The sequence below is a fragment of the Achromobacter sp. AONIH1 genome, assembly GCF_002902905.1.
Classification (GTDB): domain Bacteria; phylum Pseudomonadota; class Gammaproteobacteria; order Burkholderiales; family Burkholderiaceae_B; genus Achromobacter.
In genome coordinates, this window is record NZ_CP026124.1 from 206,609 (window position 1) to 231,873 (window position 25,265).

28 protein-coding genes and 1 pseudogene are annotated in these 25,265 nt (G+C 66.2%); 25 read left to right on the forward strand and 4 right to left on the reverse strand.

What is annotated here, in order from left to right:
* Window positions 1-10: 10 nt before the first annotated feature.
* The 3 genes from clpK to C2U31_RS00895 form a co-directional block, all read right to left on the reverse strand.
* Complete coding sequence (clpK, locus tag C2U31_RS00885; RefSeq protein WP_103271203.1) at window positions 11-2,860, reverse strand: heat shock survival AAA family ATPase ClpK; 2,850 nt, start codon at window positions 2,858-2,860, stop codon at window positions 11-13.
* 93 nt (window positions 2,861-2,953) lie between these two features.
* Window positions 2,954-3,523: an Hsp20/alpha crystallin family protein gene (locus C2U31_RS00890; protein ID WP_016451637.1), complete on the reverse strand. Its 570-nt coding sequence runs from the start codon at window positions 3,521-3,523 to the stop codon at window positions 2,954-2,956.
* 32 nt (window positions 3,524-3,555) lie between these two features.
* Entirely contained in the window at window positions 3,556-3,837 is a 282-nt protein-coding gene (locus tag C2U31_RS00895; protein ID WP_003454941.1) for an AlpA family transcriptional regulator, read from the reverse strand.
* 295 nt (window positions 3,838-4,132) lie between these two features.
* Between C2U31_RS00895 and C2U31_RS00900 the strand changes: the two genes are divergently transcribed.
* On the forward strand, window positions 4,133-4,498 hold the full coding sequence (locus tag C2U31_RS00900; protein ID WP_133121818.1) for a transposase: 366 nt from the start codon (window positions 4,133-4,135) through the stop codon (window positions 4,496-4,498).
* A gap of 37 nt (window positions 4,499-4,535) precedes the next feature.
* Here the strand turns inward: C2U31_RS00900 and C2U31_RS00905 are convergent.
* Window positions 4,536-4,965 (reverse strand): annotated as a pseudogene (locus C2U31_RS00905) (IS66 family transposase); the annotation flags it as partial.
* 139 nt (window positions 4,966-5,104) lie between these two features.
* On the opposite strand from C2U31_RS00905, the gene C2U31_RS00910 reads away from it, so the two are divergent.
* The 24 genes from C2U31_RS00910 to C2U31_RS01030 all read left to right on the forward strand — a co-directional run bounded on the left by C2U31_RS00910 (window position 5,105) and on the right by C2U31_RS01030 (window position 24,803).
* The gene (locus C2U31_RS00910) at window positions 5,105-6,013 is read left to right on the forward strand and encodes a LysR family transcriptional regulator (RefSeq protein ID WP_012761385.1); all 909 of its coding nucleotides are present in this window, start codon (window positions 5,105-5,107) and stop codon (window positions 6,011-6,013) included.
* Between the two features lie 539 nt (window positions 6,014-6,552).
* Window positions 6,553-7,311 carry a hypothetical protein gene (locus C2U31_RS00915; RefSeq protein WP_003454930.1) on the forward strand — a complete coding sequence of 253 codons (759 nt, stop codon included), beginning with the start codon at window positions 6,553-6,555 and terminating at the stop codon, window positions 7,309-7,311.
* A 141-nt stretch (window positions 7,312-7,452) separates the two neighbouring features.
* Window positions 7,453-7,671, forward strand: coding sequence for an AlpA family transcriptional regulator (locus tag C2U31_RS00920; protein WP_003454927.1), 219 nt, complete (start codon window positions 7,453-7,455; stop codon window positions 7,669-7,671).
* Window positions 7,672-7,711: 40 nt separating this feature from the next.
* Window positions 7,712-8,578, forward strand: coding sequence for a ParA family protein (locus C2U31_RS00925; RefSeq protein WP_004265510.1), 867 nt, complete (start codon window positions 7,712-7,714; stop codon window positions 8,576-8,578).
* Window positions 8,562-8,819 (forward strand): hypothetical protein, encoded by a 258-nt coding sequence (locus C2U31_RS00930; protein WP_003454921.1) that lies wholly within the window; start codon window positions 8,562-8,564, stop codon window positions 8,817-8,819. The genes C2U31_RS00925 and C2U31_RS00930 overlap by 17 nt, the downstream gene beginning before the upstream one ends.
* The gene (locus tag C2U31_RS00935) at window positions 8,812-10,473 is read left to right on the forward strand and encodes a ParB family protein (protein WP_037004480.1); all 1,662 of its coding nucleotides are present in this window, start codon (window positions 8,812-8,814) and stop codon (window positions 10,471-10,473) included. Before C2U31_RS00930 ends, C2U31_RS00935 begins: the two co-directional genes overlap by 8 nt.
* A gap of 12 nt (window positions 10,474-10,485) precedes the next feature.
* Window positions 10,486-11,046 (forward strand): DUF2857 domain-containing protein, encoded by a 561-nt coding sequence (locus C2U31_RS00940; protein WP_003454899.1) that lies wholly within the window; start codon window positions 10,486-10,488, stop codon window positions 11,044-11,046.
* A 3-nt stretch (window positions 11,047-11,049) separates the two neighbouring features.
* Window positions 11,050-12,300, forward strand: coding sequence for an STY4528 family pathogenicity island replication protein (locus tag C2U31_RS00945; RefSeq protein WP_020306388.1), 1,251 nt, complete (start codon window positions 11,050-11,052; stop codon window positions 12,298-12,300).
* A 229-nt stretch (window positions 12,301-12,529) separates the two neighbouring features.
* A complete protein-coding gene (locus C2U31_RS00950; protein WP_004265522.1) occupies window positions 12,530-13,309 on the forward strand; it encodes a PFL_4669 family integrating conjugative element protein in 780 nt (259 codons plus the stop codon).
* Window positions 13,306-13,857: a DUF3158 family protein gene (locus C2U31_RS00955; RefSeq protein ID WP_004265525.1), complete on the forward strand. Its 552-nt coding sequence runs from the start codon at window positions 13,306-13,308 to the stop codon at window positions 13,855-13,857. Before C2U31_RS00950 ends, C2U31_RS00955 begins: the two co-directional genes overlap by 4 nt.
* A complete protein-coding gene (locus C2U31_RS00960; protein ID WP_003454893.1) occupies window positions 13,854-14,303 on the forward strand; it encodes a single-stranded DNA-binding protein in 450 nt (149 codons plus the stop codon). The genes C2U31_RS00955 and C2U31_RS00960 overlap by 4 nt, the downstream gene beginning before the upstream one ends.
* A 277-nt stretch (window positions 14,304-14,580) precedes the next feature.
* Window positions 14,581-16,596 (forward strand): DNA topoisomerase III, encoded by a 2,016-nt coding sequence (locus C2U31_RS00965; RefSeq protein ID WP_004265528.1) that lies wholly within the window; start codon window positions 14,581-14,583, stop codon window positions 16,594-16,596.
* Window positions 16,597-17,401: 805 nt separating this feature from the next.
* Entirely contained in the window at window positions 17,402-17,653 is a 252-nt protein-coding gene (locus C2U31_RS00975; RefSeq protein ID WP_003454891.1) for a hypothetical protein, read from the forward strand.
* A 25-nt stretch (window positions 17,654-17,678) separates the two neighbouring features.
* Window positions 17,679-18,071 carry a hypothetical protein gene (locus C2U31_RS00980; protein WP_003454890.1) on the forward strand — a complete coding sequence of 131 codons (393 nt, stop codon included), beginning with the start codon at window positions 17,679-17,681 and terminating at the stop codon, window positions 18,069-18,071.
* 103 nt (window positions 18,072-18,174) lie between these two features.
* A complete protein-coding gene (locus C2U31_RS00985; protein WP_004265538.1) occupies window positions 18,175-18,639 on the forward strand; it encodes a hypothetical protein in 465 nt (154 codons plus the stop codon).
* An 80-nt stretch (window positions 18,640-18,719) separates the two neighbouring features.
* Window positions 18,720-19,436, forward strand: coding sequence for a hypothetical protein (locus C2U31_RS00990; protein WP_016451644.1), 717 nt, complete (start codon window positions 18,720-18,722; stop codon window positions 19,434-19,436).
* A 292-nt stretch (window positions 19,437-19,728) separates the two neighbouring features.
* On the forward strand, window positions 19,729-20,526 hold the full coding sequence (locus C2U31_RS00995) for a hypothetical protein (RefSeq protein WP_003454887.1): 798 nt from the start codon (window positions 19,729-19,731) through the stop codon (window positions 20,524-20,526).
* Window positions 20,527-20,601: 75 nt separating this feature from the next.
* Window positions 20,602-20,967 carry a DUF3085 domain-containing protein gene (locus tag C2U31_RS01000; protein ID WP_003454886.1) on the forward strand — a complete coding sequence of 122 codons (366 nt, stop codon included), beginning with the start codon at window positions 20,602-20,604 and terminating at the stop codon, window positions 20,965-20,967.
* A 143-nt stretch (window positions 20,968-21,110) separates the two neighbouring features.
* Window positions 21,111-21,455, forward strand: coding sequence for a hypothetical protein (locus C2U31_RS01005; RefSeq protein ID WP_003454883.1), 345 nt, complete (start codon window positions 21,111-21,113; stop codon window positions 21,453-21,455).
* A 298-nt stretch (window positions 21,456-21,753) separates the two neighbouring features.
* Window positions 21,754-22,317 (forward strand): STY4534 family ICE replication protein, encoded by a 564-nt coding sequence (locus C2U31_RS01010; RefSeq protein ID WP_003454879.1) that lies wholly within the window; start codon window positions 21,754-21,756, stop codon window positions 22,315-22,317.
* A 120-nt stretch (window positions 22,318-22,437) separates the two neighbouring features.
* Window positions 22,438-23,067: a DUF3275 family protein gene (locus C2U31_RS01015; RefSeq protein WP_003454876.1), complete on the forward strand. Its 630-nt coding sequence runs from the start codon at window positions 22,438-22,440 to the stop codon at window positions 23,065-23,067.
* Window positions 23,068-23,168: 101 nt separating this feature from the next.
* Entirely contained in the window at window positions 23,169-23,561 is a 393-nt protein-coding gene (locus tag C2U31_RS01020) for a hypothetical protein (RefSeq protein ID WP_003454873.1), read from the forward strand.
* 7 nt (window positions 23,562-23,568) lie between these two features.
* Complete coding sequence (locus C2U31_RS01025; RefSeq protein ID WP_003454871.1) at window positions 23,569-23,838, forward strand: hypothetical protein; 270 nt, start codon at window positions 23,569-23,571, stop codon at window positions 23,836-23,838.
* Between the two features lie 137 nt (window positions 23,839-23,975).
* Entirely contained in the window at window positions 23,976-24,803 is an 828-nt protein-coding gene (locus tag C2U31_RS01030; protein WP_004265548.1) for a DUF932 domain-containing protein, read from the forward strand.
* Window positions 24,804-25,265: the final 462 nt, after the last annotated feature.

Below are 25,265 nucleotides of genomic sequence, written 5' to 3' on the forward strand. Positions count from 1 at the left end.
TCCCCATGACTCAAGATTCGCCGCCCGCTGACTTCTTCTTGCGCGCAGGCTTGCTCGCGTCGCTCGGCGGCGTCTCGGCCACGTTCGCGGCATCGGGCTTCTCAGGCTCGACCGGCTTCGCGGGTGGCTCCTGGCGCTCGAAGACCACCCGTTCGGCCTTGTCGTCCCAGCGGGCGCTGGCGTGATCGGCCTTGCCGATACCGCCACCCAGCATCTCGCGCGCCAGAGCAGTTTCCAGCTCGCTGCGGATCAGCCGCTTGAGCTCACGCGCGCCGAACTCGGGCTTGTAGCCTTCCTCCGCGAAGTGATCGATCAAGGTCTGATCGAAGGTCAGCGTCACGCCCTGGCTGGCGGCGTTGCGGGCCACACGATCGAGCTGCAGGCCGACGATATGGCGGATCTCCTCCTTGCCCAGCGCATGGAAGACGATGATCTCGTCGATGCGGTTGAGGAACTCGGGGCGGAAGTGTCCGCGCAGCACGTCCATCACCTCGGACTTGGTCTTCTCGTATTCCTCGCCGGCGGCGCCACGGGCCTTCAGCCGACGCTGGATGATGTCCGAGCCCAAGTTCGAGGTGGCGATGATGATGGTATTGGTGAAATCCACCACCCGGCCCTTGCCGTCGGTGAGCCGCCCGTCGTCGAACACCTGCAGCAGGATGTTGTAGACGTCGGGGTGAGCCTTCTCGATCTCGTCCAGCAGCAACACGCTGTAGGGCTTGCGGCGCACCTTCTCGGTGAGCTGGCCGCCCTCGTCGTAGCCCACATAACCCGGAGGCGCGCCCACCAGGCGTGCCACGGTGTGGCGTTCCCCGTACTCGGACATGTCGATGCGCAGCAGTGCGCCCTCATCGCCATAGATGGACTCGGCCAGCGCCTTGGCGAGCTCGGTCTTGCCCACGCCGGTCGGCCCGAGGAACAGAAAAGTCGCCACTGGCTTGCTGCCTTCGCGCAGGCCCGCGCGCGACAACCGCACGGCGTCGGCCACGGCGCGCACCGCTTCGTCCTGGCCCACGAGGCGCTCGTGCAGCCGCTGCTCCAGATGCAGCAGCTTCTCGCGTTCTTCCACTGTCAGCTCGTTGACCGGAATGCCGGTCAGGCGCGAGACGATCTGCGCGACATGCTCGGCCTTGACTTCGGCGCTGCCCGAGGCGCGCTCGCGTTCCCATTCCTCGACGAGCTTCTTGAGTTCAGCCTCCTTGGCCTCGATGCGCTTGCCCAGCTCGGCGGCCTTGTCGTACTGCTTGCGCGAGGCCACATAGTCCTGCTCACGCCGCAGCTGGTGCAGTTCGGACTCCAGCTCTTGCACCGCCACCGGGCGGGCCGTGGCCGACAGCTTCACGCGTGCGGCCGCCTGGTCGAGCAGGTCGATGGCCTTGTCGGGCAAAAAGCGCGCGGTGATGTAGCGGTCGGACAACTCGGCGGCGGCGATGATCGCATCCTCGCTGATGCTGACCTTGTGGTGCGCCTCGAAGGTGTCGCGCAGGCCGCGCAGGATCATCATGGTCTGCGCCACGGTCGGCTCGGGCACCATCACCGGCTGGAAGCGACGCTCCAGTGCGGCATCCTTTTCGATGTACTTCTGATACTCGTTGAGCGTGGTGGCGCCGATCAGGTTCAGTTCGCCGCGCGCCATCATCGGCTTGAACACGTTGGCCACGTCCAGCCCGCCTTCGCCGCCACCCTGGCCGGCACCGACGATGGTGTGCACCTCGTCGATGAAGAGAATCAGCTCACCCTGGTGCTCGGTCACTTCCTTGAGCACCTTCTGCACGCGCTCCTCGAACTCGCCGCGGTACTTGGCGCCGGCCACCATGGCATTGATGTTGAGTTCCACCAGGCGCTTGTCGCGCAGCGTCTCGGGCACTTCGCCAGCGACCATCCGCTGCGCCAGCCCTTCGACGATGGCGGTCTTGCCGACGCCGGGCTCGCCGATCAGCACCGGGTTGTTCTTCTTGCGCCGGGCCAGCACTTCGATGGTCGTCTCGATCTCCTGCGCGCGGCCGATGACCGGATCGAGCTTGCCCTCGCGCGCCATCTTGGTGAGGTCGCGCGAATACTTTTCGAGTTCCGGCGTGTTGGTCGGCGTCTCGGCGCGGCCATCCTCGGCCCCTTTGCCGACCACCTTGCTGACCTGCTGGCGCAGCGCTTGCGGCGTGAGGCCGTAACGGCGCAGCAGGTTGGCCGCCAAACCTTCGCCTTCCTCGGCGAGCCCGATCAGGAAATGCTCCGGCCCGACATAAGAGTGGCCGAGTTCGTTGGAGGCCACGAAAGCACGGCTGAGCGCGTCCTTGACCCGGGGCGACACGCCGATCTCGCCCTCGAACGGCTTATCGCCGCGCTTGGCTTCGGATTCGATCTGGCGCTTGAGGTCATCGACCTTGATCTTGAACTGCCCCAGGATGGTCTTGACCACGTCGCTGTCGGATAGCGCCAGCAGCAGGTGTTCGGTATCGACTTCGGCGCGCCCGAACTCTGCAGCGTGTCGGGCGGCCTCCTGCAATAGGGCCTCGGACTGTTCGCTGATACGGCTGGCGAGCCCACTGCCGCGACGGCGCGCGGTGCCCGTACCGGCCGGGGCGGGTTCGCCGAACGAGGCATCGACGACCTCGTCGGTATCGGCCGCCATGGACGGTGCGTCGTCACCGATGCGGAAGAAGTCGCTGCCAAGGAAGTCTTCGAACAGCCCGCTGCGCGAGCCGAACAAGGCTTCCAGCGGTGAGACGGTGCGCTTTTGCTGGCGCACCAGTTGGCGATAGTGATCGTCACACAACAGCATGGTGCTGTGGCGACCATTGAGATTGGCTTCCACCCGCACCGTGGCGGGCTGGCCGCAGACTTGGCATTGTTTTCTGGCCATGCTGATGCTCCTGTAAAGATTGATCTGACGAGGCACCGCCGATCACGGTGCCTCATCTCTTTGTGGTTTTTGAGAAAAACGCGCTGCCCCGCGTCAGCCGTTGATCGGGATCGAGCGCCCCTGCTTGGGCGTACTGGCCTCGCGCTTTTCCATCGTGATCGTGAGCACGCCGTTCTTGAAAGCGGCCTTGATCGTGTCCTGGTTGGCATCGGCCGGCAGATTCAGAGCGCGCTGAAAGCTGCCGTAGGAGCGCTCCACCCGGTGGAAACCACCGTCTTTGCTTTCCTGCTCCTGACGCTTTTCACCGCGCACCAGCAGCACGTCGTTGTCGAGCGTGATCTGGATGTCTTTTTCCTCGATGCCGGGTACTTCCAGGGCGATCTTGTACTGCTTGTCGGTCTCCTGGATGTCCAGCGCCGGCTTCAGCATGCCCGGCCAGTCCGACGGCCAGCGTGGCATGGCCAGCGTCGGGAAACCGAAGCCTCGAAACGCGTCGTCGAACAGGCGGTCGATCTCGCGATGCAATTGCAGGATGGGACTGACGGGCCCACCCGCCACCGGCAGGTCATTGCGCTGCACCGGCAGCGAGGCAGTGCTCTGTTGTTCTTCCTGCTCCTTTTTGAACCAGTTCCAGGGAGCCAATTTCTTGAAATCAATGTCCATGTCATACCTCCAGAAATCAATTGAAGACTCACTCAATCCGCTTGCCTGCGGCTATGGATAGCGCGCCCAGGCAACACGGGATGTTTCGCTGACTTCGGCTGCTCATCTGTGCGTATCACCTCCTTCTTTCTGCCTGCTTGGATCTGATCATTGATCCATTGATCGATTTCACTTTGACGAAACCGCCACGTCCCGCCGACCTTGAAGGCCGGAATTTCCCCGTGCGCGGCGAGCCGGTAAAGCGTCCGCTTGCCGACCTTTAAGTAGGTAGCCAACTCGTCGAGTGTGAAGATCGCCTGCTGGCGCGCTGTCATACCACCCCCACATGTTCCGTCGTCACGCGGCCTCGCTCGAGGAAGTTCTTGCAAGACTTTGCAAGATAGTGCGCCTAAAATGCCGAAAGTCAAGAGTCAACATCCAGCGATCTGCTGGCCGATCGATGTGAATCAATCGTAAGCAGCGAGGAAACAAATGTTGGCTGCCGCCGCGATGGTGCTCCCCAAGTCGTCAATCTGTAGCCATGTGAAGGGGAAGTCCATGAACGAGATTGCCCGAGTCGGGGTGGATCTGGCCAAGCGGGTTATCTAGGTGCATGCGGTGGATGCGCGCGTGGTGGTTGCCAAGGCGCTGGCCGCTGACAAGTTTGCGGCCTGGTGCGTGGAGCTGCCTCCCGGCTGCCTGGTGGCCCTGGAGGCCTGCGGCGGTGCGCATCACTGGGCACGCAAGCTGCGCGGCTATGGGCTGGATGCGCGGCTGATTGCAGGCCACTTCGTCACGCGCTACCGCATGGCCGGCAAGGGACGCAAGAACGGTGCGGCCGATGCCGCAGCGATCTGCGAGGCGGCAACCCGCCCGCACATGCGCTTCGTGCCGGTGAAGCCGCCGGCGCAGACGCTGCTGACCACCCATCAGCTGCGCAAACCTCCCGATTCACTCACGCAGCTGATTCCTGCTTGCCTAGGGACGACCGTGTAAGCGGCAGATGGTCGGAGTCCTTTGCGACCAGCACCTACGTGAGCAGCCCGGAGGTGGGGATGCCCTTGGCGATGATCTCCGCCGGGACTGGCGCCTGGGTCAGCGTTCGGCACCTGTGCGCAGGTCCACTTGCCGCGGATGTGGCACTCTACCGTGAATACGCCCGGTGTGTTGTCCAGCTTCTCGCTGATGCGCTTGAGCGCACAGCCGCACGCGCAGCGAGTGTTCTCGGGCTCGTGGTGGCAGTCCACGCGCGGCAGGTCCGCCGGCAAGGCGGTGCGCTTAGGCATCGCGCCAGGCGTAGCCGGCGGCTTCTTCTTGCCCAGCAGTTCCTGGAGCTGCGCCTCAGCCGCGGCAAGGTCGGCGTCCAGAGCCTCGTCGAACAGCGCGCGTTGTTCGGCATCGAGCTGCTCGCTCTTCTTGCCGAACTTCAGGCGTCGCAGCTGGGCGATCTCGAACGAGAGCTTCGCCGTAGGCGCTGACATGGGCGAAAAGCATCCGAGCATCACCCCCCAGGATGGCTCTCATCTCGATACAGAGGTGAATCCTCCGCACTATTCGGCTCCCTACGATGATATGGACTGATCACATCGGTAGGGAGAAAGCATGAACTTACGCCATCTTCGCTGCTTCATCGCCGTAGCCGAGGAACTGCACTTCGGCCGGGCTGCTCGACGGCTGCACATCGAACAGTCTCCACTGTCGCGCACGATCCGCCAGATGGAGGCGGATTTAGGGGTGCCGCTGCTCAACCGCTTGCCACGCAGTGTTCGTCTCACACCGGCGGGACAGGTCTTCCTCGAAGAAGCCCGGCGCGTACTGCTGGCCTTCGAGCAAGCGCAGACCAAGGCACGCGCCGCAGCGAACCAGCGGAACACGCTGCGCATCGCACTATCTGGTGACATGGGGCAGGCCCGCTTGTCGGCGTTGCTTGCGCTTTGCCGCGAGGAGGCACCACAGGTCGGCATTCGGATATTTGAAACGCCACTGGCGCAGTTGGTGACTGGACTGCGCAACGACTTGTATGACGCAGGTTTTGCATTGGCTGGTGAAATGGACGCCGGCATCGTCGCCATGCCGGTGTGGCGAGACCCGCTGGTGGTGGCTTTGCCCGCCAGGCATCCGCTGCTGGCTTTCAAGGAAGTGCCGCTGGAGGAAGTGGCGAGCTATCCGCTGGTGCTGTGCGATCCCCAGGTCTGCGAAGGTTGCAGCCGGCAGCGCGAACGGCTGCTCCGCACGGTGGATGCGCAGCCGACGGTAGCCGAGTACGTCAAGACCCATTCCCTGATGCTGGCCCTCGTGGCCGCCGGCTACGGCGTGGGCTTTTCGAGCGCGGCGCATCTGGCGGGTTGCCATCAGGCCGATGTCGTCGTGCGGCCGCTGGCCGACGAGACCGCTTCGCTGACGACCTATCTACTGCGACCCGAAGGCGAAATCATGGAGCCGCTGCGGCAGTTCATCGACCGCGTGGAGCGTGTCGGACGCCCGCAAGGCACCGATCAACGCCCGATGTGACGCGGGGATTTTGGACGGTACGATTCCCTTTCGGTCTGGACCTTGACCCGCATTGCATCGGCGGCCGACCTTTTGCGTCACGGGCATGGATGGCGAATCGGGCCTATCCACCCGGCATCAAGCAAGGCACCTTCAAGCTGTCGAGGTCACAGCAGTGACGCAGAACGCATGAGCCCTTGCTGGATGCAAACCGGCTCAGCCGGAAGTCGCATTGGCGCTTTACCCCGCCCGTATTCCTACGAAAACTTTGCCCTGGTTTTCCGGTAAAGCGCAGCATCCCTTCCTGATCGAACTTGGATGCGCGGCTTTTCAGACCGTTGCGCCGGTAACAAGATTTTTCGCAGGTGCATTATGGTTGAGGTGTAGCGGGCACCGCAAGAAGGTTTGCCCCCTGCGTAACGCTCGGCGACATCGCCGCACCCAACGTCCACCACGATGCCGACCGGCTCGCGCTTCATCGGGTTCTTTGGGCAATCGCTGCGCCCATGTGGGCCGCGCGCGCTTGCCATGTGTCGATCCGACGATGGGAAGAGCGCGATATGCCGAAATCGAGCAGCCACGCCTTTGGCGCAAAGACGTACTACCGACCGATCGAGGCGGCCGTCCGCTGGTGCGGTCTCCTGCGCTTCGAGCAGCGTATTCTGGAAGCGCTGGAGCAGCGTGCCATGCCGGAGCCCGGCGAATTCCCGCGCTGGCCGCTGCTGCGCCTGTATGCCGAGCGCATCTTCGACGCGCTGACGCATGGCGAATTGCCCGGTGGCAAGGCCGGCATCGTGCTGGACTCGCAGCGGCCGGCGCTCGACGACCCCGAGCTGACCGTGCGCCACGTGGACTTGAAAGCGTGGATGTCGCAGTTCTACCCCGGCGATCGGCCGGGGTTTTTGTTTGACGGCATCGAACGCGCGGTGCATCCGGCGGTGAGCGTGGACACGCTCAACATTCTGCTGGCCGATCGCGAAGCAGCGAAGTCGCAACTTGCCGAACTTGCCCTGGTGCATGAAACGCTGCGCACCGCGCACGAAGCACTGGCGAAGGAACATGCCACGCGCGCGGCCAACGACGAACAGGCGCGCGAGCCTGGCCTGCGCAGCGAGACGACTTACCTCAACATCATCGGCGGACTGCTGACGCTGCTGCTGGGCAATTCGCCGTCAGGCGCGGCCTATTCGTCGTTCCGCAGCATGGATGCCGTGGTCAGCGCGCTGATCGCACACCATGAGGGGCGGCCGGGTCTCAGCGAGCGGACGCTGTGGAGCAAGCTCGCGCAGGCGCGGCGCCACCTGGAGGCGTCGCGCTGACGACGCGGCCAGCATGATGCCGATGCGGCGCACTGCAATTGCAGTCGCTGCTTCTGCAATTGCAGTGATTTCGGCGACCGCGGTGTATTGAATACGAGGCACTTTCCGAACAGCGCCAGTGAGCGTCAAGGAGTGTCTCTCATGTCTTCGCAGACCACCGCGCCGGCAGTGCCGGCCGAGCACCGCATCCTGCGTCGCGCCGAAGTCGAGGCCAAAACCGGCTTCAAGCGCGCGCATATCTACAGCCTGATGAAAGAAGGCAAGTTCCCCAAGGCGCTGCGCTTGGGCGTGCGCGCCGTGGGCTGGGACTCGGCGGAGGTCGAGCAATGGATCGCCGATCGCCTCGATGAGCGCGCCTGACGCTTTTCCTCGGTACATGCCATTCAACCGGGAGAGGCCCATGCAGGTGGTGTCCATCATTTCGACCAAGGGCGGCGTCGGCAAGACCACGACGGCGGCCAACCTGGGCGGCTTCGCAGCCGACACCGGGCTGCGCGTGCTGCTGCTGGACCTGGACGTGCAGCCCACGCTGTCGAGCTACTTCACGCTGGCCGAGCGCGCGCCGGCCGGGATCTACGAGATGCTGGCCTACAACGAGCAGCGCGCCGAGCAACTGGTGTCGCGCACCGCGATCGAGCGGCTTGACCTGGTGCTCTCGAACGACGACCGCGGCGAGCTGAACACGCTGCTGCTGCACGCGCCCGATGGCAGATTGCGGCTGCGCCACCTGCTGCCCACGCTGGCGCCGCACTACGACCTGCTGCTGATCGACACCCAGGGCGCGCGCAGCGTGCTGCTGGAGATGGCGGTGCTGGCCTCGAACTTGGCGCTTTCGCCGGTGACGCCGGAAATCCTCGCGGCGCGCGAGCTGCGGCGCGGCACGCTGCAACTCATCGAGGACATCGCGCCGTACCGCCACCTCGGCATCGAGCCGCCGCCGCTGCACCTGCTCATCAACCGCGTGCATCCGGTGTCGTCGAATGCGCGGCTGATCCAGCAGGCGCTGCGTCAGGTATTCCAGGAGCAGCCTGGCGTGCGCGTGCTGGACACCGACGTGCCGGCGATTGAAGCCTATCCGCGCGCCGCGACGCGCGGACTGCCGGTGCATCGGGTGGAATACCGCCAGCCGGCGGGCCGCACGGCACCTGCCGCATTGGAGACCATGCGCGCGCTGGCCGGCGAGCTGTTCCCGGCGTGGCAGGAGCGCTTTGCGCTCGTCACCGGCCGAGGCGACGCGGGAGGGGCCGGCCATGGCCAGCGCACATGACCTGGCCCGCGGCCACAAGCGGCTGCGAGGGCTGATCGAGTTCGCCCTGGGAGAAGGTTGGAAGGTGGTGCGCACCCGCGGCGGGCACCTGCTGTTCACGAAGCAAGGCTGCGCGCCGATCTACACCAGCTCGACGGCGAGCGACCACCGCGCCGAGCGCAACGCCCGTGCGCAGCTTCGCCGCGCCGACCGACAGGCGGCCCAGGGTGTTGCAGCATCTCAGGAGAATGGCCGTGGCTGACCTGACGCCGCAGGACATGGCCGCCAATCTGCTGGCCTCGGGCTTCGAGCGCAACGGCCCTTCGGTCGCGGCCCTGAGCGACCCCATCGCCGACACGCCGATGGTGGTGACGCTGGACCAGTTGCGCCCCTACGACCACGACCCGCGCGTGACGCGCAACCCGGCCTACGAGGACATCAAGGCCTCGATCCGCGAACGCGGGCTCGATGCGCCGCCCGCGATCACGCGCCGGCCCGGCGAACCGCACTACATCATCCGCAACGGCGGCAACACGCGCCTGGCGATCCTGCGCGAGCTGTGGAGCGAGACGAAAGACGAACGGTTCTTCCGCATCCCCTGCCTGTTCCGCCCGTGGCCGCAGCGCGGCGAAGTGGTGATGCTGACCGGGCACCTGGCCGAGAACGAGTTGCGCGGCGGGCTCAGCTTCATCGAGCGGGCCTTGGGCGTGGAGAAGGCGCGCGAGTTCTACGAGCAGGAAATGGGGCGGGACAGCGGCCAGCCGCTGTCGCAGAGCGAGCTGGCGCGGCGGCTTACGGCCGATGGCTTCCCGCTGCCGCAGTCGCACATCAGCCGCATGCAGGACGCCGTGCACTACCTGCTCCCGGCGATCCCCACGCTGCTGTACGGCGGGCTCGGCCGGCATCAGGTGGAACGGCTCGCGGTGCTGCGCAAGGCCTGCGAACGCACCTGGGAGCGGCATGCCCTGAGGCGCAACCTGTCGATGGACTTCGCTACGCTGTTCCAGGACCTGCTGGCGCAGTTCGACACGCAGCCCGACAACTTCTCACCGCAGCGTGTGCAGGACGAGCTGGTCGGCCAGATGGCCGAGCTGCTGGAAGCGGACTACGACACGCTGAGCCTGGAAATCGACGACAGCGAGAGCCGGCAGCGCGCATTGACCAGCGATCCTGCGCCGCTGCAGGCGGCAAGACCTGCGGTGCCGGCCGGGCCACCGCGACCACCGTCACCGCCTTCGCTGCCGCCCGGCCCCTCGGTGCAGTCGTCGGAGCCTGGCCCTGGCCAGGCTGCGCAGGCCGGTTCCACGCCGGCCGCCAGCGACAAGGGCATGCAGCAGGATGACGAACGCCTGCAGGGTCACATCGTGTCCCCGGCCCCGACCACCGAACGCCTGCAATCCATCCAGCGCATGGTGGCCGATCAGATGGGCGACAAGCTGCCCGACTTCGAGGCCGACGCGCTGCGCGCGATCCCTGTGCAGGCGGGCGGGCTCTACCCCATCTCGGATGTCTGGTACATCGAGCCCGGCCTGGATGTGCCGGATCGGCTGCGGGTGCACATCGCACAGTTCGCGCGCGAGATCGCCGAGGAAGCCGACGTGGCCGGGCAGGTCGAACCCAGCGAAGGCGGCATGGGCTTCGTCTGCGTGGCGCCCCCGGCGGTGCGCGCATTGCCTCCGTTCGCGTGTGCGGTGCTGACCTTGCTGCATGCGCTGTGCGCCGCGCCCCGACCCGCCCCCGGCTTCGATGGCGCCCGGCTGGCCGACGACCTTGCGGCCTTGCTGCATGGCGGCGGCGCATATCCGCGCCTGAGCGATGCCGGGCTGGTAAAGCTGTTCCGGCTGCTGCGCATGGCGCGCCGGCTGCTGGATCTGGAGACCGGCGCGGCCTTCAGCAACCCCGGCCACGGCGCCTGAGCAGAGGCCATCATGTCGGCACCGCATCCGCTCAACCAGGCCGTCATCGCACAGGCGCTGCACGACCTGCGCAATGGGCAACTGCGGCGCTGCAAGGCGATGGGCTTCGGCGAGGAGGAGCTGGACGCGCTCAAGCACCCCGAACTCGTGAGCATGCTGGTGAACGCCACGGTGTCGTGGTGTTCGGTGTCGGTGAACCGCGATGTGCTGAAGCGGCTGCTGAGCCAAGTGCACGACGTGGAGCGAGAGATCGCGACGGTCGACCGCATGCTGCGCCTGGGCGCCAGCACGGAGATGGTCAGCCGCTTCTACGGGCTTACGCACCAGGAGGTGGCCCTGCGCCGCGACATCCTCGGCCTGCCCAAGCGCAAGGGGCGGCATCCGGTGCTGGACGAGGCGCAGGACACGGCGCTGTGGAAGCAGTGGAAGGCCGGCGTCATGGAGCGCGGCATCGCGCTGGACGATGAGGTGGCGATGCTGACGCTGACCATGGACCTGGCCGAGACCTTGAACCTGCCGATGTCGGTGATCTGGTCGGCGATACGCAACTGGATCGACCAGGGGCTGGTGTAGGCCATGGCGACCGGCGGCGCACCCCGGCGCGATGGCCCCGTGGCGCTGTCGGCACTGTTCGACGACGCGCTGCGGGAACTGGTGCCACGGGCACCACCGACACCGCCAGCCCCGCGCGGCGCTGCTGCTGCATTGCCGGCCGCGCCGGTCAGCGACGGCTTCCTCTACAGCGGCAACCGGCACGAGAGCGTGCCGCGTGCGCTGTTCCTCGACCGGCGCCTGACGCCGCTGGAGCGCAACGCCTGGCAGGTGCTCCGCCTGCAGCTCCAGAGCGACGGCGTGACGGCGTTCCCGACCTACGACCAGCTTCGCCCCTACCTCGCCTCGATGCCCTGCGCGGCGCAGGCCTCGCACGAGACCGTGGCGCGCGCCTTGACGCTGCTGCGGCTGACGCGCTGGCTGAGCCTGGTGCGACGGCGCCGCGACCCGAAGACCGGGCGCATCCTGAGCAACCTCTACGTGCTGCACGACGAACCGCTGACACCCTTCGAGGCGATGCAGCTCGACCCCGACTACCTCGGCCTGGTCAGCCAGGCGCTGACCCATGCGGCGAAGGCGGTGCAGATCGTCGGCATGAACACCCTGCGCGAGATCGCCGAAGACCCGATGCTCAACGGCCGCACGCTGCCCACGCGGCTGCAGGTGCTGGCACAGCGCATGGCGCGCAACGAATGGGCGGACGCGAGTTATCCACAAGCGCCTGTGGATCACGAATCCGAAGAAGGCCAGGACGGCCTGCTTCGGAATCTCGAAGGCCCGTCTTCGGAATCCGAAGCAGGGCTGAAATCCGCGCCAGACGGCTCACTTCGGAATCCGAAGGAGGACCGTACTGTACGTATGGATCGTATAAATCAAGTACGTACAGTACCGCGCGCGAAGTCGTTGCAGCACCTGCGCCTGCCCGAGCGCCTGCTGCGCTTGAAGGACGAGCAGCAAAGCGGCGCGATGGTGGCCTTGCAGCAGGTGGACGAGTCGCTGCGGCAGGCGGTGTTGGACGAATGGGATGCGCGCTGCCGCAAAAGCGCGGTACGCAACCCGGCCGGCTATCTGTTCGGCATCATCCAGAAGGCGATGCGCGGCGAGTTCAAGGCCTGGGCCGGCGAAGGCGGTTCGCCATCGACGCCGCCTGCGCCGCCGCCACGGCCAGCCGCACCGGCACCGTCTGCACCGCCACCGCCCGCGCCGAACGGCCCTGGCCGCGAGGCAGCGCGGGCCTACCTGGCGAAACTGCGTTCAACCCTGGGCGATTCCTGAGCAGCTATCCCCAGGGGATAGCTGGGACACGAAGCCTTCCAGGCATCGGCTTCGGTTCTGTCATGCGTCGCACGGTCGCAGCCCGGCGCGGACCTATCCCCTGGGGATAGACGGAACACGCGACCTTCCGGGGCGACAACCGGGAGCGCACCCGCTGCGGTTTGTTGACTGACGCCCTTCCGGGCGATGCCGATGCTGGCGGCTCGTTCCCGTACCGCGAGTCGTCACCATGGCCAATGAATCCCAGCCGCCCCTGCAGTTGAATCTCGGATCGCTGCGCAGCGCGATGTCGCTGACGCTGCACACCCACCACGCTTCACGCATCTGGCATGGCCGAGCGCCTGCCGAGGGCCGGCCCGGGATCATCGGCCTGAACGGCTACATCAGCGTGATGAACAAGATGAAGCGCGGCGCCGAGCAGGACGATCCCTACTCGGATTTCTGGATGCTGCGCATCGAGGACAAGCTGACGCAGACCAAGGACAGCTTGCAGGCGCTGCGTGAGCAGGTGGACCAGGCGCTGGCCGACGTGCCGCCCGCGCTGTCGCTGGGCGAGAACATGAACGTGCAGCCCGTGAAGCTGCCGCTGTTCGTCAATGCGCAGCTCGGCTTCATAGCGGTGTACCTGCTGGCCGACTACGACGACCTGGCCCGCAAGCTGATCCTCGCCCACCACACCGCGCTGATCGACCGCAGCACGCTGGAACGCTGGCTCAACGACGGCGCGCATGCGCTGCGCAGCCTGTTCTCGCTGGCACAGCAGTACCGCTACTCCGGCGCGACGCGCGACGACTTCGCCTCGAAGAACGCGGTGGCGCGGGCGGCGCTGGAGAAGTTCGGCGAGTTGCCGCAGGACGTGCTCGAAGGCACGCGCCGCTCGCGCTTTGCGCCACCGATCGCACGGCGGTCGGGCAAGCCTGGTAAAGCCGCGGATGCCGCACCCAGCGCTGGCGCAGCCGACGTGGCGGACGACGACCACGACCATGACGGCGAAGGCACGAAGGCATGACAGCATCGTCTTCCAACGGCCAACCGGCGCGCTTCCTGCCGCTGGAACAGGCGGACTTCCAGCGCCTGGAACACGGCTCCTACCTAAAAGGCCTTTTACAGCCTTTTAAAGGTAAGGGGAGTCTGGAGGCCTGGGCCAACCAGTGCACGGCGCTGCGCGACGACTTAATCGGGCTGGCGCAGCGGCGCGTGCTGCAACAGGCGCGGGCCTACCCCTTCTCGCTGCTCGACGTGCAACTGGCCCAGCAGACCACTGGCGCAGGCACGACCTTCCTGCGCTGGCGCAACCACGACCGTTCTTCCATGGGCGTGGCGCTGTGGGAATCGCTGCTCGACCGCCCGGCGACGCCGGCCTCGCTGATCGACGACCTGTACGCGATGGAGCTGCAGCGCATCGCTTTGAACATGCAGATCAGCCTCCTTCACACGCTGGGCCGCCAGGCCCAGGAGTGCGCCAGCAAGGCCGCGCAGGCCGAAGCGGCTTACCTGCGACGTGTCCACGGGCATGCCGCGTCGGTTCCATCCACCACCCCCAAGGAGTCTCCATGAGCACGCACTTCGTCGGCGAGGGCAACATCGGTTCCGCGCCGGACTATCGCGAATTCCCTAACGGCAACGACGAGCCGCGCCGGCTGCTGCGCCTGAACGTCTACTTCGACAACCCGATCCCAAAGAAGGACGGTGAATTCGAGGACCGCGGCGGCTTCTGGGCGCCGGTGGAGCTGTGGCACCGCGACGCCGACCACTGGAAAGACCTGTACCAGAAGGGCATGCGCGTGCTGGTAGAAGGCCGCACGGTGAAGGACGAGTGGGAGGACGCCGACGACAACGAGCGCACGACCTTCAAGATCGAGGCCCGCCGCATCGGCATTCTGCCGTACCGCATCCAGGCCGTGACCCTCAGCGCCAGGACGCTGGAACCCGAGGCCGCAGTACCGCCGCCGAAGGAGACCAAGGGGACGAAGGCGTCGAAGGAAACCAAGGCCAAGGGCTGATTCCCCGCAGGGGGCGGCTGTAGCAACCGTCAGACGCCCGCCATGCACCAGCTATCCCCAGGGGATAGCTCCAGGGTGTTCCACCGGGTTCCAGCCGCCCTCCCGAAACGACGCTCCCGCTGCGCCAGCCGTTGCGGCTTCGCGCATGCCGCTGCGGCAACGCATCGCCTGCCGATCACAAAGCGGTGTCTGCGCCAATCGGCTTCCTTGCTGCCGTCATCCGCTGGCCCGGCCAAGCTGGGGCCATCCGATGACCGCACACTTCCAAGGAGGCTTCATGCGCGTGTTCCTGTGCGAGAAGCCGTCCCAGGGCAAGGACATCGCCCGTGTGCTGGGCGCCGGCCAACGCGGCAACGGCTGCTACAGCGGTGCGGGTGTCGTCGTGACCTGGTGCATCGGTCATCTGGTCGAAGCGGTTCCGCCCGAAGGCTACGGCGAGCAGTACAAGCGCTGGGGCATCGAGCAACTGCCTATTCTTCCCGAGCGTTGGCGTGTCGAGCCCAAGGCGGCGACCGCGGCGCAGTTCAAGGTCGTGCAGCAGCTCGTCGCCAAGGCGGGCGAACTGGTGATCGCGACCGACGCCGACCGCGAGGGCGAGATGATTGCCCGCGAGATCATCGAGCTGTGCGGCTACCGCGGCCCGATCCAGCGCCTGTGGCTGTCGGCGCTCAACGATGCGTCGATCCGCAAGGCCCTGGGCACGCTCAAGCCGTCCGCCGAGACGCTGCCGCTTTACTTCTCCGCGCTCGCCCGATCGCGTGCCGACTGGCTGATCGGGATGAACCTGAGCCGCCTGTTCACGTTGCTCGGGCGCCAGGCCGGCTACACCGGCGTGCTGTCGGTCGGGCGCGTGCAGACACCGACGCTCAAGCTGGTGGTGGACCGTGACCGCGAGATCGCGCGTTTCGTTTCGGTGCCGTTCTGGGCCATCGAGGTTGCACTCTCACATGCGGGCCAGTCCTTCGTCGCAAGCTGGACGCCGCCGCAGGGCAGCACCGACGACGCCGGCCGCTGCCTGCAACAGCCGGTGGCGCAGCAGGCTGCCGAGCGCCTGCGCGCGGCCGGTGCCGCCCAGGTGCTGTCGGTGGAAACAGAGCGCGTGCGCGAAGGGCCGCCGCTGCCGTTCGACCTCGGCACGCTGCAGGAGGTGTGCTCGAAGCAGTTGGGTCTGGACGTGCAGGAGACGCTGGACATTGCCCAGGCGCTGTACGAGACGCACAAGGCGACCACCTATCCGCGCTCGGACTCAGGCTACCTGCCCGAGAGCATGTTGGCCGAGGTGCCCACCGTACTCGACAGCCTGCTCAAGACCGACCCCGGCCTGCGCCCGCTGATCGACCGCCTGGATCGCCAGCAGCGTTCGCGGGCCTGGAACGACGGCAAGGTCACGGCGCACCACGGCATCATTCCCACGCTGGAACCGGCGAACCTCTCGGCGATGAGCGACAAGGAGCTGGCCGTCTACAGGCTGATCCGCGCCCACTACCTCGCGCAGTTCCTGCCGCACCACGAATTCGACCGGACGGTGGCGCAGCTTACGTGCGGCGGGCAGTCGCTGGTCGCGGTCGGTAAGCAGATCGCGGTGGCCGGATGGCGCCAGGTACTGGCGGCGCCGGAGCCCGACGACGCGGACGGCGAGGAAGCGCAGCGCGGCCAGGTGCTGCCGGCGCTGCGTGCTGGAGCTTCCTGCCAGGTCGGCCAGGTCGATCTGAAGGCGTTGAAGACGCTGCCGCCCAAGCCCTACACGCAGGGCGAGCTGGTCAAAGCCATGAAGGGCGTCGCCAAGCTCGTGACCGACCCACGCCTGAAGCAGAAGCTCAAGGACACCACGGGCATCGGCACCGAGGCCACGCGCGCCAACGTCATCAGCGCCTTACTGGCACGCGGCTATCTTGTGAAGAAGGGCCGTGCCATCCGCGCATCGGATGCGGCTTTCACGCTGATCGACGCGGTGCCGGCGGCCATCGCCGATCCGGGCACGACGGCGGTGTGGGAGCAGGCGCTGGACATGATCGAGGCCGGCCAGATGACGCTGGACACCTTCATCGCCAAGCAATCGGCCTGGGTCGCCCAGCTCGTGCAGCAGTACCGCGGCGCAACGCTCCCCCTCAAGCTGCCGCCCGCGCCGAGCTGCCCGCAGTGCGGCGCCCCGATGCGCCAGCGCACTGGCAAGAACGGCGCGTTCTGGTCGTGCAGCCGCTACCCGGACTGCAAGGGCACGGAGCCGGTCGAAACCGCGACAGGCAAGCCCGCAGCGCCAAGCCCGCGGCGTCGGTCTCCGAAGGCGAGCTGACGCCCACGTTTCCCTCTGCCACGCCGGCTGCTGCCGACGGCGGGGCAAACCTCCCGCACCCCGCGGGACTCCCCAGCGCGCGTTCCCTTCTGCAACGGTGTGCGCGTCCTGCAGGCCCATCACGGCCTGCTGGGCGAGAAGGTCATTTCTCCCCGGATCGCGTTCGCCGCGGTTCCCCTGATCGAGGTGCTTCCGCCGATACGCGAGCGGTCTCCTGACGCCTTGGTGTGCAAAACTGCGAGGCGCCAGGAGACCGCTTGCGGTCGACGGTATTCGGTGCCGGTGCCCGCCGGCGGAACAACGGGCTCCCTTTGTGTGTGGATGCACGCCAGAGGATTCCGGCCCCCAGCCACGAAACGGGCCGGGTGAGATTGCTGACGCAGCGAATGGCTTTGACGATGGCCTGGCCTGCTTGCAGCCCACAGGTGGATTGATTTCTCTCCAGCCGAAGCCTTGCGAGGCTTCGGCGCCTTTGTCGTGGGCGAACGGAATCGTGCATCGCTGCTCTTGCCAGCGCTCGGCCCAAACTGGACGGCGTTCGGTTCCGTTTGATCAGCGACGGAGTGCCGCCGCGCTTTCATTCTTCCCGCATGTGTCGCTGACGGTCGTCAGCACCATGCCCTGGCAGCCCCGGTCCTCAAGGCTGCAACGCGGTTCGCCGCGTTGACCGATCCAGTCCGCTTCGCACCGACCACCGCGGACGCGCGTCGCCACGACGCGGGTGCTTTTCATGTTCAACCCTTCGGGAGGTATCCGCTCCCGTCAGGGCGTGGTGCTCCCGGTCTTCAACCAACAGGAGAAAACCATGTCCCTTGCGCTCGCATCGGCACCTTTGAGTGCTGAACAGGCCCGAGCCGAATCCATCGGCTACCAGGCCCTGGCCTGCGTCGGCAAGCGCCTGCCCCTGCAAGTGCTGTGCAGCGCAGCCGGCCACTACATCGGCACCGCCGATGCGGACGGCCCGGTCTCGCGGGAGTCGGTCAGCTACTTCCGCTCGCACCACGCCGCCGAGCACGCCCTGCAAACGGGCCGCTGGCAGCAGCGCCTCCACCCGTGATGTCCAACCACCAGGAGCCCATGTCATGAACCGTGCCCTGCCTCAAGAGGTACTTGATCAGATCGAGCTGGAACACCAGCACTTCGCCGCCGCGCCCCAAGCCTTCTTCGAGGCGTGGAAACGCGGCGTCGACATCGCCGGAGCCGAATGGTTCGGCGACGGCACCCGCGAAGGCCTGCAGCGTGCCACCACCAAGTGGGATCTGCGGCCGAAGCTGCTGATGCTCAACGATGCCCTCGGCGTCCTGAGCAGCGGCCAGCGGATGTTCCTGTCCGCGATGGTGAGCTTCTACAACGCCCGCGAGGGCGGTGCGATGCTCAAGCGTTGCGGCTTCGAGGGTCTGTCCGACCTGGGCGGCCTCGACCTGGAACGGCGCAAGGTCGTCGCCGACCTGACGCTGAACTACAACGGCTGGTGAGCCGCGCTGCGGCCTGCCGACGTTCTTCTTTTCTTCCCACCCCACGAGGGACATGCGTCCCTGCATGGGGCCATGTCCCTCCTTTTCTTGAAAGGAGTGATTCATGTCCCCTGACTTTTCCATCGGTCTGCTCGTGACCGACGACGACATCGATGCGGTCATCCTTGAAGGCTGGCCGGCCGACGTGCGCAAGCCGCGCATCGTGGTGTTCGACTACGCCGGCAATGATGTGCCCGACGAGTATGTGCTGCATGTCAGCAGCGGAACCCCGAATACCGGATTGACCGGGCGCGAGGTGTTCCCGGTCGAGTACGGACCCGACTGCCGCTACCCATCGCCCGCTGAAGTCCTTTCGGTGCTCGATGCACCTAAGCCGGCCGGAAAACCTTCCGCGCTGAGCATCGCCCGCAACGTGCACCAGAGCATCCTCAACCTGGATGCGCGGCTGGATCGCCTGGAGCAGGCGCCGACCGGCGACGACTACAACCGCCTGTACCAGCTTGCGAATGGCGGCCTGCTCGACCTGTTGAAGGCGCTGGGCGACCCGTCCTCTACCGCTGCCGGCTGACCGGCTGCCACTTCATCCACCCGCTGGGGTTCAATCCCCAGCAGGGGATTGCCTCGGCCATCCCCTGCTGGAGAAATCCCATGTCCTACTCGAACAACAATCCCTTTGTCCGCGGCTACGACGGCCTGTCCGTCCAGCGGCTGCTCGCCATCTCCTACGACGACGACTGCCCGCTGACCTACCTGCCGCTGCATCCTTCGCAGTCGAATCTGCCGGACAGCCAGGTCGAACGGCGGGCCTGCATCTTCTCGGACGACTTCGTGCTGATCACCGAGGACCAGGTGGTCCCCAACGAGTTGCAGGCGCAATGCCGCAGCCACGGGCTCGCCCGCAACGTGGTCTATGCCGTGATGGCCGAGGAAGACGGCAAGCCACTGCACGTGGGCGACACTTACTCCGAAGAAGCGGCGCGGGAAGTCGTGCGGCGCCTGCGCTATGAAACCGGCTACTACAGCCGGTGCTGGGAAATCAGCAGCGCGCACCTCGACGCCGACGCACACCGCTTCCTCGCCGAACTGGCGGACATCGCCACGCCGACGCTGTTCCTGTTCGTCGCCTTCCGCATCCCGTACGGCCCGGCCATCGGGTTGAAGCTGATCGCCACGCCCTGGACCGACGAGAACCTGCGCGCGGTCGAAGGCATCACGGCCAAGCGGCTGATGCAGGAGCATCGCAAGAAGGGCATGCCGGAATCCCTCATGCACGTGCTGCACCTGGCCGCGCTCGCCGACGTGCGCATGCTGGTCTTCGATGCCGATGCGCAGGTGCTGGACGGCCTGCCGATCTACGACGACTGACACCACCTTTCGAGCCCCCACGCGGGGCTCGTATTCTTTCTGGACGAAGCCGGTGGACGCGCAGTGCCGATTCCCCCGCGTCGCTGGCCCACGCCTGACGCACGCTGCTCGCATGTTCGCTGGCGTTGCCGGCAAGCATGCCCAGGCAGTCGAGACCTTCGAGGCTGCGGCACGGTTCGCCGTGCTGGTTGCTATTCCTTCTCCGGGCGCATGTCGCGTCCATCCACCTCACCCCCAAGGGACACACCTCCCTTGCGGGCGGAAGTCCCTTGGTTGCCACAAGGAGTCTTCCATGGATACCCAAGCCATCCGCGCACAGATGCCGACGCTGGTTCGCGGCCACGTGCCTTCCAACGTCCGCAGCTTCAAGTTCAACATCTTCGACGGCCAGCCCAAGGTTTCGACGCTGGGCTTCCACGTTGATCCCAAGCCCTTCGAGGGCAAGGTCATCGCCACCACCGACGAGGCCATCGTCGTCAAGACGGGGCGGGCCGAGTTCGCGGTGCTCGACAAGGCCCTCGTCACCGACGTGCCCGACGAAGGCGCCAAGGTGCAGGTCGAACCGTATGCGCGGCGCCGCTTCGACGGCTTGCGCGCGGATACGCCCGAGGAGAGCACTGAGTTCACCGCCGACGGCCAGCCGTACACGGTGAAGCGGCTCATCCTGGGTTCCGCGCCGGCCAAGCTGCCGATCCCCGAGCCGCAGTGCCCCGAGCTGCAGGAGCTGATCCACCAACTGGAGCAGTTGCCCGCGCCCGATGGATTCCGCCGCATCACGCACCTGCTGGTGGATGCCGGCGCGCGGGACTTCACGGTGGTCGATCCGAGCCCCAGCAACATCATCGCCACGCCGCCGGCCATCGGCTTCACCGTCGCTTCGGCGAAGTTCCAGGGGCGCGTCACCGTGCTCTACGAACGCGGCCTCGACACCTACGCGGTGGAGCTGCATCGCGAAGGCGAGCTGGTCGAGCGGGTCGATGAAGTGTTCTTCGACACCTTGGGCCAGGTGCTGGAGCGGCTGATCGACGACGGGAGCTGGCGCCTCATCCGCGTACAGCGCCTGTCCGGTCGCAAGCCCGTCCAGCACTGATCCCCTCACGTCCCCAAGCGGCTTCCCGTCCTCGCGGCGGGAAACCTTCTTCCTTCACCGTTGGAGACCACTTCCATGACTGTTCGATTCAAAGGCACCGAGCTTCGGCCCGTGCTTGCCGAGGCGGCGGCCAACCAGTGCCGCGTCATCCTGGTCAAGGACCAGGGCGTGTATTTCATGGCCGAGCACGGCGAGAGCCGGCCCGATGGGCGGCGCAAGACCATCGCCTACGCCGTGGGCTGCAACCCCGATGTCGATGCGTTCGACGACTGGTGGGAACTGGCGCGCGCCGAATTCGGCGGCGACGACTTCGGCGAGTTCTTCGCCCTGCAGGAACGGGTCCTCACCCGTATCCTGCACAGCGAGGACGACCTCGAAGTGTCGGCCACGGTCACGCACCTGTCGATGCAGGCGGTATCCGCTGCACCGGCCGGCCACTGACCGTACTGCTTCCCAGCCCCCTTCACGGGGGCTTCTCTTTATCTCGTGCCGCGGCCCATGGCCGCATCGCACGCGCTCGTCTCCAGTCCGGCTCGGGCCGCTCACGCCGGCATCTGCCGGTGCCACCGCCTGGTGACGCCTGCATGCGAGACCCGTTCAAGATCGAGCAACCGACCTGCATCAGCTTCAGCGGCGGCCGCACCAGCGCGTACATGCTCTGGCGCGTGCTGCAAGCCAACGGCGGCCTGCCCGCAGATGCCGTCGTCTGCTTCGCCAACACCGGAAAAGAAGTGGAAGCCACCTTGCGCTTCGTGCGCGACTGCGCCGAGCACTGGCAAGTGCCGATCCACTGGCTGGAGTACCGGCCCATCGAACCGGGCTTCGTGGTGGTGGACTTCGATACCGCCAGCCGCGCGGGCGAGCCCTTCGAGATGCTGGTCCGCAAGCGGCAGTACCTGCCCAACCCGGTGGCGAGAGGGTGCCACTAATGCGGACAGCCGCCGGTGCCGATTGCCGCTCGCGCGGGCGCGCGCCTGGCGCCACGCTGCCGCCATGTTCCGCTGACGCCCGTCAGCAGCATGCCCAGGCAGTCTCGATCTTCAAGACTGCGACGCGGTTCCGACCGCGTTGATCAACCAGTTCGCTCCGGCATCCCAGCGCGAACAGCCATCGGTTCTCCCGATGGTGATGCCACCCAAGCTGTTCCTTCAACCCACGCGGGGGTTCCACACCTTCCCCGCCTTGGGTCGGGTGTGTCTCCGCCTCATTGTTCTCAGGAGATTCACCATGACCACTTCCACCGACAAGTCCTACTTCGACCTGCACATCACCGGACTCGGGTATCTCAATCGCATCCGCGAAGTGAAGCCCAAGAAAGGCGATGCGTTCCTGGCCTGCGACATCGCGGCGCTCAACGGCCCCAGCGATGACGTGGCCTACGTGCGTTTCGACACGCGCGTCTCGGGCTCCGAAGCGCAGCACCTCGTGCGCCGCTGCATCCAAGCGGTCGATGCCGAGAAGAAAGTGATGATCGGCTTCCGTCTGGGCGACCTGTGGGCCGACACCTTCACCTACTCCAAGGGCAAGCGTGCCGGCGAGCAGGGGGTGAGCTTCAAGGCCCGCCTGCTGTTCGTCAGTTGGATCAAGGTCGACGGCAAGCTCGTCTACAAGGCCGAGCCCAAGCCGACCGATGCCGACCAGCGCGACGAACGCGACGTGCGTAACACGGATGTCCCCGCGACGTTCGCTGAGCCGCAAGCCGCTGCGTTCGAGCCCGCCAGGCCCGCCGCCGAAGCTGCCGACGAAGCCACTGCCGATGCGCCTGCATTGGAAGTTGCCGAGTCGTTCTGATCCGCAAGGCCCCGACTCTGAATTGAGTCCGGGGCTTTGTCTTCTCCCACTCGCGTGCGCATGCGACCGTCGCCATGACGGCCGTGTGCGTGATCGCAGCTTCGTCCGCAGGAGTTCTTCATGATCACCATTCCCGGCCAATTGGCCATCAAGACCATCCACGGCCGTAACGGCGACTTCAACGTCGGGCGCCTTGCGACCTCCATCGGCGAGTTCGTCGTGAAGAACGCCGAACTCGACCAGTACGCCGAAGGCAAGTACGAGGGCGATTTCGCCATCGCGGAGATTCGCCCGTCCACGTACACCGCCAACGGCCGCATGGTCATTGAGATCCGCGCCCTCCTGGGTGGGATGACTTTGTCCAACATCGACGCCCTGAGCCGTGACGACGCCCGCCGGCTGAGTCCGCAGGAAGTCGATCCGATCGACGAGGAAGCGCAGACCGCCACGCCGACGCCGACGACCGCCCCCAAGGCGGCCGGCCGGAAGAAGGCGCGCAGCTCGCGCGACCCGCTGGTCGATACCACGCCGTTCGGCAGCGAGCCGGCTGCTGCGTCTGCCGAGGCTACGGCCCATGCGGACGACGACGGCGACGCGGCGCTGTTCGGCACACTCTGGCCGCTGGGCGATGTCGTCAAGCTCGATGCCACCGTGGATCGGCGCGTGCTGCGTCAGCAGCGCGACCGCCTCGGCGACCTGGGCTACGAGTTCGCTCCGCTGTCCCAGGACTGGCACCTCACCAGGGTCTGATCCCATCGCCATTTCACGCCGCATGCCTGCGGCTTTCCACCACCCGCCGGGGCTCCTTCCCCGGCGGGAGGACTCCGGCCCTTTCTCACAGGAGTCATTCCATGGGCTGGACATTCGTTCGATTGACGCGCGATCAGTTGATCCGCGAGCTGACCGCAACCGAGGAAACCGAGCGGTCGCGCAGTGAGGTCATCGACCACACGCTGGTCGGCAACGTGCTGTGGACGGTGGCGCGCGTCACCGCCAAGCAGGCCGGCGTCCTGGGTCTCGCACCCGGCGAGTCGGCCACCTTGATCGGCTGCCATCTGCTGGAAAGCGAGGGCCGCGAATGGGGCTACAAGTTCCTGGTCGAGGCCGAGCACCCGTACTACTACTCGTGCCCGCTGCGCTATCTCGACATGGCGCCGCAGCGCTGCGCCACCTGGCGCGCAAGGGTGCATGCCTTCCACCAGCAGCCGACGCGCAAAGCGGCCGGCGATGCAGCCACCGACTGAGGCGAACATGGACACCCTCATGTCGTCCTTGCCGCCCGAGCTGCTTCGCTTCGTCGAAGACCAGTTGGCCAACAACGAGGTTTCCGACGACGACGAACTGCGCGAGCACTTCATCGCCAACGGCCTGAGCGAAGAACAGGCGTGGCAGGCACTGACCTACCGCGCGCTGTACCTGCGACACGTCTTTCTCGACGGCTTCACGCCGATCCTCAAAGGCCAGGAAGCGCTTTGCTTCAACCCGCACAGCCGCGGCTGGGAGCCGGTTCCGAACCCATAGGCCGGCCTTCACGCGGCGCACTTCTTCATCCCTTTCATCAGGCCCTGTTCAGCAGGGCTTTTCTTCGTCCTACGCAATCGCACGCATCCGGCCTCGGCCGCTGGATGCCGATTGCTCCATTCCGCAAGGAGATCATCATGCAACTCGCATCTCGCTTCGCCCCTCGTTCCCCGGTGCTGCGCGCCGACCATCCGTTGTCGGACGATCAGATTCGCACCGTGGCCCCATCCATCTTCGCGGACACCCCGCACGAAAGCCGCTCCGAACGGTACAGTTACATCCCCACGGCGGCTGTGCTGACCGAACTGCGCAGAGAAGGTTTCCAGCCGTTCATGGTGTGCCAGACCCGCGTGCGACACGAGGATCGCCGCGACTACACCAAGCACATGCTGCGCCTTCGCCACGCCAGCCAGATCAACGGCGCCGAGGCGAACGAGATCATCCTGCTCAACTCGCACGACGGCACCAGCAGCTACCAGATGCTCGCGGGCATGTTCAGATTCGTCTGCCACAACGGCCTGGTGTGCGGCGACACCTTCGCCGACGTGCGCGTGCCCCACAAGGGCAACGTCACCGATCACGTGATCGAAGGCGCCTACGAGGTGCTGCACGGCTTCGAGCGCGTGCAGGACTCGCGCGACGCCATGCGCGTCATCACCCTCGACGACGGCGAGGCCGAAGTCTTCGCCAGGTCGGCGCTGACCTTGAAGTACGACGAGTCGGGCAAGGCCTTGCCCATCACGGAGACGCAGATCCTGCGGCCTCGTCGTTTCGACGACAACCGTGCCGATCTTTGGTCGGTCTTCAACCGGGTTCAGGAGAACCTGGTCAAGGGCGGCCTGACTGGCCGTGCCGCCAACGGGCGCCAGCAGCGCACGCGACCCGTTCAGGGCATCGACCAGAACGTCCGGCTCAACCGGGCGCTTTGGCTGCTCGCGGATGGCCTGCGTCAGCTCAAAGCCTGACCCACAAGCGGATCGTGCCTCGCGGCATGGTCCGCTTTTTCTTTGGCGGCGCTGTGCTGCCAGCGCACCACGTTCAGTTTGGTTCGGTGTAACCCTAATGCGGCAATTCGCTGCCGCCGCGAAAATTGCGGTTCGACTGCATACCTCCCTGGCTTTTCCTCCCTGAGCCAAGCAGTCATCTTTGCCGCCTCGGTGTTCCCGGGGCGGTTTTCTTTTATGGCCGTCCTTCCAGGCCGCGGGCGATGCGCCAGCGCAAACAGGGTTGGACGCTGGGTCGGTTTTCCGCTCCCGCTGTAGGCGCACCTTGGCGCAGGCTATGTCCCATGTCCGTCGGCGTTGCCGACAACATGCCCAGGTAGTCCAGACCTTCAAGGCTACGGTGCGTTGCGACGCACGGTCTGATTCTTCACCACGACGCTCACCGCGTCTTCTTCCATCCCCCTGGGGCAGTGACTGCCCTCG